We start from the raw sequence: 12,420 nt of genomic DNA, 5'->3' as shown, positions 1-12,420 counted from the left end.
ATCAAAGCATGATGGCTATCCGCACACTACTCTGCGCTTCGTAAAGAAATGTAAGCGCCGCTCTGGCTTAAGTGTGATCGAGGAAAAAGGGATGAATAGAGGTTCTTTTCGTTGTGCTTTGCTGGCCCTGATAATGGTAGCTATCAGCCCTGCACATGCCATCAACGCCGCTCATCGGGCTGCTCTGACACGCTCGGGATGCGATATGCAAACTGAAGCGACGTGGTGCGATATCCACAAAACCAAAGCACAGAATGACGCTAATCGACCAGCAGCCGAGTCCCGCAACAGTATGATGGAACGCCAGCGCGGTGATATCGCCTCCTTTCTGCAGGCACGCGTTCTGGCACAGCCTAAAACGAGCGCTTTTGCGGCACTGGTGGAATATGGATTCACACGTGAGAATGATGGCGACTTTTTTAAGATTACCGATCATTCAGCCTGGCATATGCTAATGACGTTCAATTCAGACGGCACCGTAGCGACGGCTACTCTCCAGTAATCGCTGTTATTGCCCGGTCGTTTTGAAAAATTCACTTGCGAATTATTGCATTAACTTGATCGTCATTCTCAGTATGCTTATCTCCATCTTCTCATACTAAAGTTTGCATCGTGGTGCGGAAACAAAGGGTACGCATGTTGGCTAATGAACGATCTGCAGAGCCCCGCACGTTTTTACGTGCCGGACGTTTCATATTGATACAGAAACTATTACGTCGTGATAAAACGCCAGCCTTGCTATTAGCGCTGGCGGCGCTGGTGGGCGTACTAACGGGACTGATCGGCGTGGCGTTTGACCGCGCCGTAAATTTTGTTATTCACACCCGCCTCAACATGATCGATAGCGTAGATGGCAGCCCGTGGTTGACCGGTCTGAGCGCTTTTTTTCTGGGCGCTGTCCTGGGCGGCATAGGTTACTTTCTGGTGCGCCGATATGCGCCGGAAGCGGGCGGCTCGGGCATCCCGGAAATTGAAGGTGCGCTGGAGGAGTTACGTCCGGTGCGCTGGTGGCGTGTGTTGCCAGTGAAATTTATTGGCGGAATGGGGGCGCTGGGTTCCGGCATGGTGCTTGGACGGGAAGGGCCCACCGTTCAGCTGGGGGGAAATATTGGTGGGATGTGCGTTGATCTTTTCCGCGTGCGTGCCGCTGAGTCTCGCCATACGCTGCTGGCAACAGGGGCTGCAGCCGGTTTATCAGGGGCTTTCAACGCACCATTGGCGGGTATCCTGTTTATTCTTGAAGAGATGCGGCCCCAGTTTCGCTATAGCCTCATTTCTATCAAAGCGGTGTTTGTGGGCGTTATCGTTTCCAGCATTGTTTTCCGCCTATGCAACGGTAATGAGCCAATCATTAATATTGGTCAGTTACGGGATGCGCCTACGAATACACTTTGGCTCTATCTGATTCTGGGTATGTTATTTGGGGGATGCGGCGTTGCGTTTAATCGCCTGATTTTTGCTGCACAGGATCAGTTTCAGCGCTGGCATAAAGGACGCGTAACGCCATGGGTGATAGGGGGGAGTTTACTGGCCGGCACCTGTGGCGTGATAGGAATGGTGCTACCACAGGCCGTGCAGGGCGGGATCTCGCTGATCCCGGACTTTACCAGTGGTAATGTCAGCGCACAGGCACTCTTCTTCCTCTTCGCGCTGCGCACGCTGATAACCATTTGCTGTTTCTCTTCCGGTGCGCCCGGGGGGATTTTTGCACCAATGCTCACTCTGGGCACACTTTTAGGTACCTGCTACGGCCAATTGTGCATGCAGTGGTTCCCAGGATTACAGCTGGAGCCGGCTACTTTTGCCGTTGCGGGTATGGGCGCGCTTTTCGCCGCGTCGGTGCGCGCTCCACTGACGGGCATTGTGCTGGTGTTGGAAATGACCAACAATTATCAGCTGATTCTGCCCATGATCATCACCTGCCTGGGGGCCACGCTAGCCGCGCAGTTCTTTGGCGGTAAACCCCTTTATTCTTCAATTCTTGCCCGAACGCTGGCAAAAGCTAATAGGATCGAAAGCTAAGTCATTGTTTAGCTCGCCATGCCAAACTCTTTACCCAGCCACGCAGAAAACGCCGTCATCGCGGCGCTCTCTGCGCGCGATTGCAAGCGTGTAAGCCAGTAGCCACCCAGATCTATCTCTGCGGTAAATGGACGGACGAGCTTATCCGTCTGTAGCAGGTGATGGAAAATCTTGCTCGGGGCTAACGCAATGCCGACTTCCAGCAGCGCGGCTTCAACCATCGTCAGTGAAGAATCGAAGATCATCACCGGATGTGAGGGCGAGGGGGGATGTTCGTTTATGCTTTGCAACCAATGGCTCCACTCATCGCGGCGAAACGAGCGTAGCAGGGTAAATTTATGCACGTCAGCGGGTTGCTGCAGCTGTTGGGCAATGGTAGGACTGCAAAGCGGTGACAGAGGCGCATCGCAAATAAACTGTGCCTCGGTTCCGTGCCAGGCTCCGCTGCCAAAACGAATCGTATAATCGTGCCCCTCGGCAGCGGGATCGACACGGTTATTGTGGGTGGAGAGTTGCAGCTCAATATGTGGATGCTGGCGGTTGAAATCGCTCAAACGCGGGATGAGTAAGCCGGTGGCAAAGCTACCCACCACCCCCACTTTTAATTTTTCACGCATTGTTCCCGCAGAAAAGCGATCCAGCGTATCGGCAATACGATCAAACGAATCATTCAGCACCGGCAGCAGACTTTCACCTTCAGTGGTCAACATCAATCCACGCGAAATCCGCACAAATAATTGGCAACCGAGCTGCTGCTCCAGCGATTTCACCTGTTGACTCACCGCCGCGTGGGTGACGTTCAGTTCAATCGCTGCATTAGTAAAACTTAAATGGCGAGCTGCCGCTTCAAATGCCCTTAGAGCATTGAGCGGTATATAGGGGCGCGTCATGCATTAACCTGTAAGATTTTCTATTGTCTAACGCTAAAATTAACCGTTTGTTGCGGCTTGTCAAATTGGGCAAACTGCTCGCGGAACACCAACCCGGAAGATTAAATACAATGAAATTGATTTCTCAAGCGTGGATAGCAACGCTCCTGGCATCGGTATGCTCCACAGGCGTGGCCGCCACGCCCGATGTAGAAAAAACCGTGAGTGAAACCATAAAGCCATTGATGCAGCAGCAAGGCATCCCCGGTATGGCCGTAGCGGTGATTGTGAAAGGCCATCCTCACTTTTTCACCTGGGGTATGGCAGATGAACAACGTCATCGCCCGATAACCCAGGACACGCTGTTTGAATTAGGCTCGGTGAGTAAAACTTTCACCGGGGTGTTGGCCGGCGTAGGCGTCAGCAAAGGCGAGATCTCACTTAACGATCCTGCGCGCCAATATTGGTCGGCACTTAATCAGCCTCAGTGGCGCCACATTACGTTGCTGCAACTGGCGACTTATACCGCGGGTGGTCTGCCCTTACAGGTCCCGGACAGCGTGACCAATGAGCCTGAACTGGTGGACTTTTATCACCAATGGCAACCTCAATGGTCACCCGGCAAGACACGGCAATATGCCAACAGCAGCATCGGCCTGTTTGGTTATTTAGCCGTGAAGACGAGCGGCCTCTCTTTCGAGCAGGCGATGCAGCAGCGCGTGTTTACGCCACTTAAGCTCAGTCATACCTTTATTACGGTGCCGGATGCGCAGAAAGATTCTTACGCCTGGGGCTATCGGCAGGGCAAACCCGTACGCGTATCGCCGGGAATGCTGGATGCAGAAGCCTATGGGGTGAAGTCATCCATTAAAGATATGTCGCGCTGGATGCAGGCCAACATGGCACCAAAACAGGTGGATGATAAGACATTACAACAAGCCCTTGATCTCGCGCAGACACGGTTTTATCGCACTGATAATTTATATCAGGGACTTGGCTGGGAAATGCTTGATTGGCCTGATCAGGCTGCAATGGCCGAGAAGGGGGCTGATAATACCGTTGCGCTGGGGCCACAACCGGTGGTGGATGCGTCAATACACCCGCGTGTAGCGGCATCGTGGGTACATAAGACAGGCGCCACCGGCGGTTTCGGTGCTTATGTTGCCTTTATCCCGCAAAAGCAGGTGGGCATTGTTATGCTGGCCAATAAAAATTATCCGAATACCGAGCGGGTAAAGGCCGCCATGCAAATTTTAACGGCGCTGGAATAAGTGCCAGGGGCGAATTTTCGCCCCGTTTCTTGTGGCAAGCCACAAGAGCCGGGCGATTGATCATCTACACTTAAACTCTACTCATACTAAGGAGATCGAGATGACAGACCACCCGGAAAAAAAACGTGATGTTAAAGATGAAAAGCACCCGGCTAAAGATGCGCCTAATGAGCACGGTGAGATTCCAAGAACGCGCGACGACAGTGAAGACCACAAAAAAGATCCCTTCCGTGATGAGTGACGTTAATCGGTTTTCGCTGGTGTAAGAAAAAGCATCGCCAGGGGTAGCGCGGCGAAGAGTAATAACGCACTCGCTGCGCCTGCACTGGCGTAGACCTGACCAAAAAGGAGCGAACCGATCACTTGTCCAGCCGCTAACATAAAAAACAGTATGCCAACGCCGCTGGCGGGCGAATGCGCTGTTGCTTCGGCACCCCATACCAGCAGCACGCCGGAAAGCGTCACATAAGCAGCTCCTCCCAATGCCACGGCAGGAAATAGCCACCACGCATAGTGATGGCTGAGTGCCAGCAGCAGCAAAAGTAACGACATACCGCATAGCGACAGTCGATAAACAGCATTCATGCCAATCCATTTTGCCATCGGCCCCGTTAATGCGCCGAAAATGCCTGCCGCACCGCCAACCAGCCATAACAGACTCACGACGCTGGCATTCACATCAATGTGATGCAATAAATCGGGGCCAAAACTCCACCAGGCCGCGCTGGCGATGCCGCTAATCAACGCAATGACGATTAGCCGCTGAAGCGAGCGCTGGCGCAGTGTGCTGAGCCACGATGAGTGGCGCGCAGCGTCACTTTTTCCGGGCAGCTGACGCCATACTGGCAGGATGCAAATGAGCGCCAGCAAAGCAAACAGGGCGCAGGCTGCTCGCCAGCCTCCCGGTAGCCAAAACAAAATGGGCACGGACAGCATGATCCCCATGCTGGTCCCGGCATTGATCGCGGTATTCATCTGCGGCTGTTGTCGGGATTCTATGCGCTGGCTCACCGCGTCTGCCAGCGCCGGAGAAGCAAGGCCAGCGCTTAGGCCGGCAATAAACAGCCCTGCACCGAGAAGCCATGGCGATGCGGCGCTGGCCAGCAGCAGCAATCCCGTTGCCGCACACAGGGCTGCAACCATCGCGGAAAACCGCGGCCCGGCGCGTGAAGTTAGCATCGGCGCAAGCATCACCGCGACGCAGTAGGCCGCAAAACTACTGGCTGAAAGTACGCCAGATATACGCGGTGTCAAAGGAATAGTGTGCATCACGTCTGGCATCATCAGGCCCCAGGCGAAGCGCGCCATGCCATAAGTGATGGCGATAAGCGAAAAGCCGGTCAGGACCAGCGCAGTCCCTTTCATGGCTGCTCACTGAGATTCAGCAGCTGGAGTGCGGCAGCTTTAGCCGCCTCACATGCATTCACCGCGCCGAGGATCAACGCGGAGGTAAGCGCACCTTCAAACAGTAGCCATATGGCATCAGCTAGCGCCACCTTCTCCTCGCCGTGAAGCTTGTGAACGCAGCGCGCAATGTAAGCGCGCATGCTATGACGATATGCCATCGCCTGTTCAGCCAGTGCGATATCCTCCCCGGCATACTCTCCCCATGCTTTGAGGAATAAGCAGCCGTTGTTACCGTATTCAAGCATCCATGCGCTCATGGCATCGAATATCTGGCTTATTGCGTGGGGATGTTCTGCGGCATATAGCGCGGCGAAAAAACGTTCCTGACGCGCTGTCAGTACCGCAGCCGTCAAGGCTTCGCGAGAAGGAAAATAGCGATACATCGTGCGTGTAGACACATTGGCCTCGCTGCAGATGCGATCGGTACTGGTGGCATGAAAGCCATTGAGATAAAACAGCCGCTCAGCGGCATCAATAATGTCTTGTTGTTTATTCATCCTTAAAAAGTAAACCGATCGTTTTACTTTTGCAAGCTGACGGGATTAATCAGTTGATAAGGCCTTCGTCGCGTTATCGACTTTTACTTCCTTATTTTTTCCGCCGCGAAGGTCGCACTGTACAAGCTCAGTAACCAATCGATAAAGACGCGCACTCTGGGCGACAGCTGGCGATGCTGCGGATAAAGTGCGGAAACCTCCATGCCAGGGCTTTGCCATGCGTTGAGCACCTCGACCAATCTTCCGTCCGCCAGCGCCTCCGCAACGTGATAACGCGGTAACTGCACCAATCCCGCCCCTCGTAATGCGCAGATAACATAGTTTTCCGCATCGTTTACCGTCACCCAACCTTTGGGTGAGAACGCCTGTTTTTTACCATTGATAATTAACTCAATGGAATAATTCATGCCGCCCGTGGTTGAGAAAAAATTAACGCACTGATGCGCCATCAATTCTTCGGGATGCTGCGGCATACCAAAGCGTCCGAGGTAATCGGGACTGGCGCAAATCACTTGAGGCATCGTGGCCAAATGACGCGCCATCAGGGAGGAATCATGCAGTTTTCCCGCTCTGACTGCGCAGTCAACGCCTTCACGCACTAAATCAACCAGCCTATCGCCGCTACTGATCACCAATTCAATATCCGGATAGCTACGGTGAAATTGATCGATATTCGGCAGCACAATGCGCGTTGCATGCGCGCCATGGAGGTCGAGCCGCAAAATGCCACGCGGCCGCGCAACCGTGTGTCGCAACGATGACTCAGCGTCATCAAGTTCGGAAAGGATATGCACGCACCGCTCATAGAAAGCTTTACCGTCCAATGAAGTCCGCACATGACGGGTGGTTCTTTCGAGCAGCCGGCACTCAAGATTTTTTTCTAGCTGTTTGATCGCATTGCTGGCCGTGGCGCGCGGCACGCCTAGCTGATCTGCCGCCTGACTAAAACTTTCTAACTCGACAATACGCGTAAACAGCAGCAGCGTTTCAAACTTATCCATTATCTTTTCTCACGCGCTAATTATTAACGAAAACGGAATTATCATATCAATTTAGCCAGCTTTATCTCTATTTATAAAGCATTAGTATGGATTTCACAGCACGCGGATGCGTGAGTCATTACCTTCACATTGGGAGAAACACATGAGTTCTGTAACGAAAACAGCCCTGGTAACGGGCGCCTCTCGCGGGATTGGTCGGGCGATTGTTGAGCGTCTGGCACAGGATGGATTTTCTGTGATCGTGAACTATGCCGGCAACGCCAGCGCTGCACAGGAAACCGTGCAGGGCATCATCGCTAAAGGCGGCAAAGCCATCGCGATTCAAGGCGATGTAGCAAACGAAGCGGATGTTAGCCGCCTGTTCAGTGAAGCCAAAACCTTTACCGGTAGTCTGGACGTTGTGGTACACAGCGCGGGAATTATGCCGATGGTGAAGATCATGCCAGCCGGTCTTGCCGACTTCGATAAAACCATCAACACCAATTTGCGCGGCGCTTTTCTGGTGTTGGCGAACGCCGCCGAATCCGTGAGCGAGGGTGGTCACATCATCGCCTTGTCGACAAGCGTGATCGCAAAATCGTTCCCGGCTTACGGTCCTTATATCGCGTCCAAAGCGGGGGTGGAAGGCCTGGTTCATGTACTGGCCAACGAATTGCGTGGTCGCAACATCACCGTCAATGCCGTCGCGCCTGGGCCGACCGGCACCGATCTGTTCTTTAACGGTAAGAGCGAAGAGCAAATCGCCGCTATCGCTAAACTGGCGCCGCTGGAACGTATCGGTACGCCTGGAGAGATCGCCAGTGCGGTTGCCATGCTGGCGAGCGCTGACGGGAGCTGGATTAATTCGCAAGTGATTCGTGTTAACGGCGGTTTCGCCTAATCGGCGGATCTGCAAGCAGGAGCATATTATGCAACAAGTCATTCTGGTTACCGGCGCGTCGAGCGGTTTTGGCGCCTTATCCTGTCGTGCATTCGCCCATGCCGGGCACATTGTCTACGCCAGTATGCGCGACACCAAAGGGCGTAACGCAGCGCAAGTTGAGAGCACACTGCAGTACGCGAAGACACAGGGTGTAAATATGCAGGCGATTGAATTGGATGTGCAGTCACAGGATTCAGCCGATGCAGCGATCGCCAGAATTATTGCCGAGCAGGGACGATTAGATGTCGTGGTCCACAATGCTGGACATATGGCATACGGGCCAGCGGAAGCCTTCTTGCCGGAACAATTCTCACAGCTTTATGACATCAATGTCCTTGGTACCCAGCGGGTAAACCGGGCTGCACTTCCGCACATGCGTACGCAAAGAAATGGCCTGCTGCTGTGGGTTGGCAGCAGCAGTACCCGTGGCGGAACGCCACCTTATCTCGCCCCCTATTTTGCGGCGAAAGCGGCGATGGATGCCGTGGCTGTTAGCTATGCGGCAGAATTAGCGCTGTGGGGAATTGAGTCGTCGATTATTGTGCCTGGAGCCTTCACCAAAGGGACTAATCACTTTCTCCATTCAGGTAAACCGGCTGATAGCGATCGCGAGCGTGAATATAACCTCACCGGTCCCACCGCAGGACTAAGTGAACAAGCATTAAAGGGCCTTGCAGAATGTGAACCGGCGGATGCGGATGTTGCCGATGTTGCGGCGGCAATGGTCGGTATCGTCAACGCGCCTGCGGGTAAACGTCCGTTCCGCGTACATGTTGATCCCTCTGATGACGGTGCGGAAGTGGTGAATGCGGTGGCCGATCGTATTCGCAAACAGTTTTTGCAGCGTATTGGGTTAGATGCGCTGTTAAGGCCGAGCATACGTTAGCGGTGGTAAAAGCGGGCTGGAGGCTACGATGCGAACGCTGCTATTTTTACTCTGTGGCTATCTGCTGGCGGGGGCGTGTTATTTGCTGGTTCGCTTGTTTTCCGCAATCTATCCGGCAGTTGCAATGCTGTTTCCAGCACTATTTACTTTGATGTGGTTCGCTGTCTCGTTAACCAATCTTATCGCTGGAATGACTCAGGCCGGATATAGCTTTGGTGAAGAATTGCCTCTGTTTTTGCTGATATTTATGCTGCCTGTAGCAACGTTATATTGGCTGGGGAAAGTGTGACGGCTTAAATCCGCCAGCTGCAGCCCGACGCGCTGAAGCTGGCGGCCCAACTAACTTACTGAGATTGCTGCTTTTTGCTGTCAGCCTCTTTCTGCTTTTTATTGGCCATGTGATGACCCACTGCACAGCCAGCTGCAGCACCTGCAACGCCATGATGCGCCATATGACCAGCCACGCCGCCCACAGCGGCACCTTTCAAACATCCTTTCGCCTCAACCTGAGACGTTACGGACATCAAGATACCTGCGGTAAGTACAATTAGTGAGAGTTTACGCACTGGATTTTTCCTCATTATGTTAATAGGCACATTAAGCCCGAATAGAGCATAGCCATCGTAAATAAATGCACTATTAAAAAGTGTAAGGAAAAGCATTCACTTGCATTGTTTCTAAAGTTCATTATGATTGACTAATCACTCATTTAAGGTGTTTGTATGGCAAGGCCACTTAACGAAGAAAAACGTAGAGCCATTTTAATGGCGGCATTACGAATTATCCCTGAGGAAGGGTTGGGTGCCACAACGGCTCTGATTGCCCGTGAAGCAGGGATTTCGTCTGGCTCACTTTTCACCTATTTTCCGGACAAAGTGACGTTGCTCAATCAACTTTATCTGGCGATTAAAACGGATGTTGCTGAGGCGCTGATGCGCGGTTTTCCTCTCCAGTCTGCTATCAGAGAGAGGGCATATCATGTCTGGATGGCTTATATCGAATGGGCATGTGCCCATCCTGAACAGCGCGCAACACTGCAGCAACTATCGGTGTCGCGGGTGGTAACTGCTGAAGTGAGGGCGCAGTCTGCCGTTATGTTTGAGGCTATTAACATCATGCTGGCAGAACTGGGTACCACCGGCATTTGTGACAATGTGGAATTTATCACGTCGGTCATGGCTTCTCTGGCGGAATCAACCATCGATTTTGTGTTGCAATCGCCAAACGATAAAAAAGCATTAACCGAAGCAGGGTTCAATATGTTCGCAAGAGCGACAGGCATTTAGCCTTTAGCTTAATCTATAAATGACTGACTAGTTAATCATTATCTGCGCATAGGAGAAATACGATGAAACACATCACTCAACATTACATTAACGGTACGTTCACCGATTCCATTGGCCAGGAGAAATTTGAACTCTTAAGTCCATCGACAAATGAAGTGATTGGCAGCGTAGTACTGGGAAATGAAGAAGATACGCGGCTGGCCATTGCGGCGGCAAAACAGGCATTTCAGAGCTATTCGCAATCAACGAAGGAAGAACGCGCCGCCTACCTGCAGCGATTTCATGATGCGATCATGGCAAGGCAGGATGATCATGTGGAAGCTTTTGTGACCGAGTATGGCGGCCCAATTCAGATGGCGCAGTTCCTGGTAAAAGCTTCTGCTGACGCGATTCTCAGCGCAAAAGAGAGCCTGCTAAACATGGCTTTCACCGAAAAGGTCGGTGAAGCGGAAGTTTCACGTAATCCCATCGGCGTTGCCGCACATATCACACCCTGGAACGCGAACATTATTTATTTCTGCAACAAAACGGCGACGGCATTAGCTGCCGGATGCACGGTGGTCACCAAGCCCAGTGAAATGAGTGCCATTCAAACCCAGGTGATTATGGAGTGTGTTCATGCCGCAGGTTTGCCCGCCGGATTGATTAATATGGTCAACGGGCGAGGGGATGTTGTAGGCGTTGAGCTGTCGCAAAACCCAGACATCGCCAAGATTTCGTTTACCGGTTCAACCGCAGTGGGGAAAAGTATTGCAGCCCTCAGCGCGCAGACCATGAAACGCGTGACGCTGGAACTTGGCGGCAAATCGGCCCATATCGTACTGGACGATGCGGATTTAAATAAGGCGGTACCTTTTATTCTTGCGACAGGTTTTCTCAACAGCGGACAAGCGTGCATTGCCGGAACGCGCATTTTGGTTCCTGCAAGCCGTCAGAATGAGATCACCACGGCCCTGAAGCAGGCTATTGATCAGATTAAAGTGGGTATGCCGCATGAGAACGATACTGCCATTGGGCCGATGATCTCACAAAAGCAATACCAGCGCGTTCAGGACTATATTCAGAAAGGGATCGATGAGGGTGCGAAAGTGATTGCCGGCGGAGCAGGACATCCTGATGGGTTAGAGGCGGGAAACTTTGTGAAACCCACTATTTTTGTCGATGTCACGAATCAGATGACGATCGCAAGGGAAGAGATTTTCGGACCGGTTCTCTGCGTTATTCCCTACAAAACCGACGACGAAGCTATAGCGATTGCTAATGATTCACCTTATGGCCTTGCGGGATATGTCAGCAGTGAAAACCGCCAGCGTGCGAAGCACATTGCCGATCAACTGGATACCGGGATGGTATCAATTAATACATTTGTACATACGCCTTTTGCTCCGTTTGGCGGTACCAGGCAGTCTGGTCTTGGCCGGGAAAATGGCATGTATGGCATCGGGGCGTATCTGGAATACAAAACCATTGCTTAATTTGCCGAAAAAAGCGTCGGTGAAGAGTGTTAGTTAATGAGCCGGGTCAGCCCGGCTAATCAGGAGCAAATAAGTGAACCTATTAATTTACGGGGCATCGGGCATGGTTGGCCAGGGCGTATTGCTTGAATGCTTGCGGGCAGAAGACGTGGAGTCCGTAACCGTCGTGGTGCGCGCAGCAATCTCTCAAAATCACCCCAAACTGCGACAGCTCATCACCGCAGATCTGTCTGTAGAGATGAATAGCCGTGATTATGATGCCTGTTTTTTTTGTCTTGGCGTCAGTGCCGCAGGTATGACCGAGGAACAATACAGCAAGCTGACCTTTGATTTAACCGTGAACATTGCCGCTAAACTGGCACAATCAAACCCTCGCATGACGTTTGTCTATGTTTCTGGTGCCGGTACAGACAGCAGTGAAAATGGCAAAATTATGTGGGCGCGGGTTAAAGGGAAAACCGAGAACGCACTGCTTGCGATCGGATTCCATTCAGCGCTGATGTATCGCCCAGCCATAATCCGACCCATGAGGGGCGTTCGTTCCAAAACGGCGAGCTATCGTATTTTTTATCTACTGATGATGCCAATTCTTCCTGTCCTGAAGTTGATTTTTCCCCGCGCCATCCTGACAACCGAGGAAATAGGCATTGCTATGCTTAATGCGGTTAGATATGGCAGCCCGAAAAAGGTGCTTGAAAAAGAAGACATTTTCGAGCAGGCACACCGGTGAGAACGCGGTAACGCTGCTGCGATATTTCTGTGGTGAACATGGTGCGAAACTAAG

General features: G+C 52.3%; 15 protein-coding genes. 10 read left to right on the top strand and 5 right to left on the bottom strand.

Annotation, left to right across the window (positions count from 1 at the left end):
• Positions 1–73 precede the first annotated feature (73 nt).
• On the top strand, positions 74–502 hold the full coding sequence (locus tag AC07WB_RS21205; RefSeq protein ID WP_494941262.1) for a hypothetical protein: 429 nt from the start codon (positions 74–76) through the stop codon (positions 500–502).
• Positions 503–636: 134 nt separating this feature from the next.
• Entirely contained in the window at positions 637–2,022 is a 1,386-nt protein-coding gene (clcA, locus tag AC07WB_RS21200; protein WP_494941261.1) for a H(+)/Cl(-) exchange transporter ClcA, read from the top strand.
• A gap of 8 nt (positions 2,023–2,030) precedes the next feature.
• On the opposite strand, the gene ampR is transcribed toward clcA, so the two are convergent.
• Complete coding sequence (gene ampR / locus AC07WB_RS21195) at positions 2,031–2,912, bottom strand: LysR family transcriptional regulator AmpR (RefSeq protein ID WP_400457750.1); 882 nt, start codon at positions 2,910–2,912, stop codon at positions 2,031–2,033.
• 110 nt (positions 2,913–3,022) lie between these two features.
• Between ampR and ampC the strand changes: the two genes are divergently transcribed.
• Complete coding sequence (ampC, locus tag AC07WB_RS21190) at positions 3,023–4,162, top strand: class C beta-lactamase (RefSeq protein WP_494941260.1); 1,140 nt, start codon at positions 3,023–3,025, stop codon at positions 4,160–4,162.
• A 100-nt stretch (positions 4,163–4,262) separates the two neighbouring features.
• Complete coding sequence (locus AC07WB_RS21185; RefSeq protein ID WP_176519236.1) at positions 4,263–4,403, top strand: hypothetical protein; 141 nt, start codon at positions 4,263–4,265, stop codon at positions 4,401–4,403.
• A gap of 2 nt (positions 4,404–4,405) precedes the next feature.
• Here the strand turns inward: AC07WB_RS21185 and AC07WB_RS21180 are convergent, their stop codons facing one another.
• From AC07WB_RS21180 to AC07WB_RS21170, 3 genes are all read right to left on the bottom strand, one after another.
• The gene (locus AC07WB_RS21180) at positions 4,406–5,527 is read right to left on the bottom strand and encodes an MFS transporter (RefSeq protein ID WP_400457755.1); all 1,122 of its coding nucleotides are present in this window, start codon (positions 5,525–5,527) and stop codon (positions 4,406–4,408) included.
• On the bottom strand, positions 5,524–6,066 hold the full coding sequence (locus AC07WB_RS21175; RefSeq protein WP_400457757.1) for a TetR/AcrR family transcriptional regulator: 543 nt from the start codon (positions 6,064–6,066) through the stop codon (positions 5,524–5,526). The genes AC07WB_RS21180 and AC07WB_RS21175 overlap by 4 nt, the downstream gene beginning before the upstream one ends.
• Before the next feature lie 83 nt (positions 6,067–6,149).
• Positions 6,150–7,067, bottom strand: a complete 918-nt coding sequence (locus AC07WB_RS21170; protein WP_494941259.1) for a LysR family transcriptional regulator — start codon at positions 7,065–7,067, stop codon at positions 6,150–6,152.
• A 142-nt stretch (positions 7,068–7,209) separates the two neighbouring features.
• Between AC07WB_RS21170 and AC07WB_RS21165 the strand changes: the two genes are divergently transcribed.
• The 3 genes from AC07WB_RS21165 to AC07WB_RS21155 are packed head-to-tail and all read left to right on the top strand — an operon-like array spanning position 7,210 to position 9,164.
• Positions 7,210–7,947, top strand: coding sequence for an SDR family oxidoreductase (locus AC07WB_RS21165; RefSeq protein WP_494941258.1), 738 nt, complete (start codon positions 7,210–7,212; stop codon positions 7,945–7,947).
• A gap of 28 nt (positions 7,948–7,975) precedes the next feature.
• Positions 7,976–8,875, top strand: coding sequence for an SDR family NAD(P)-dependent oxidoreductase (locus tag AC07WB_RS21160; RefSeq protein ID WP_097097884.1), 900 nt, complete (start codon positions 7,976–7,978; stop codon positions 8,873–8,875).
• Positions 8,876–8,903: 28 nt separating this feature from the next.
• On the top strand, positions 8,904–9,164 hold the full coding sequence (locus AC07WB_RS21155; protein ID WP_097097883.1) for a hypothetical protein: 261 nt from the start codon (positions 8,904–8,906) through the stop codon (positions 9,162–9,164).
• A gap of 55 nt (positions 9,165–9,219) precedes the next feature.
• Here AC07WB_RS21155 and AC07WB_RS21150 read toward each other — a convergent pair whose 3' ends face one another.
• The gene (locus tag AC07WB_RS21150) at positions 9,220–9,441 is read right to left on the bottom strand and encodes a hypothetical protein (RefSeq protein ID WP_097098335.1); all 222 of its coding nucleotides are present in this window, start codon (positions 9,439–9,441) and stop codon (positions 9,220–9,222) included.
• 156 nt (positions 9,442–9,597) lie between these two features.
• On the opposite strand from AC07WB_RS21150, the gene AC07WB_RS21145 reads away from it, so the two are divergent.
• From AC07WB_RS21145 to AC07WB_RS21135, 3 genes are all read left to right on the top strand, one after another.
• Positions 9,598–10,161, top strand: coding sequence for a TetR/AcrR family transcriptional regulator (locus AC07WB_RS21145; protein ID WP_494941257.1), 564 nt, complete (start codon positions 9,598–9,600; stop codon positions 10,159–10,161).
• 62 nt (positions 10,162–10,223) lie between these two features.
• On the top strand, positions 10,224–11,636 hold the full coding sequence (locus AC07WB_RS21140) for an aldehyde dehydrogenase family protein (protein ID WP_494941256.1): 1,413 nt from the start codon (positions 10,224–10,226) through the stop codon (positions 11,634–11,636).
• Between the two features lie 73 nt (positions 11,637–11,709).
• Positions 11,710–12,366 carry a Rossmann-fold NAD(P)-binding domain-containing protein gene (locus tag AC07WB_RS21135; protein ID WP_494941255.1) on the top strand — a complete coding sequence of 219 codons (657 nt, stop codon included), beginning with the start codon at positions 11,710–11,712 and terminating at the stop codon, positions 12,364–12,366.
• Positions 12,367–12,420 lie beyond the last annotated feature (54 nt).

The sequence above is a fragment of the Pantoea sp. GW821-FHT03E06 genome (genome assembly GCF_059420725.1).
This window is presented reverse-complemented; position numbering and strand designations above follow the sequence as displayed.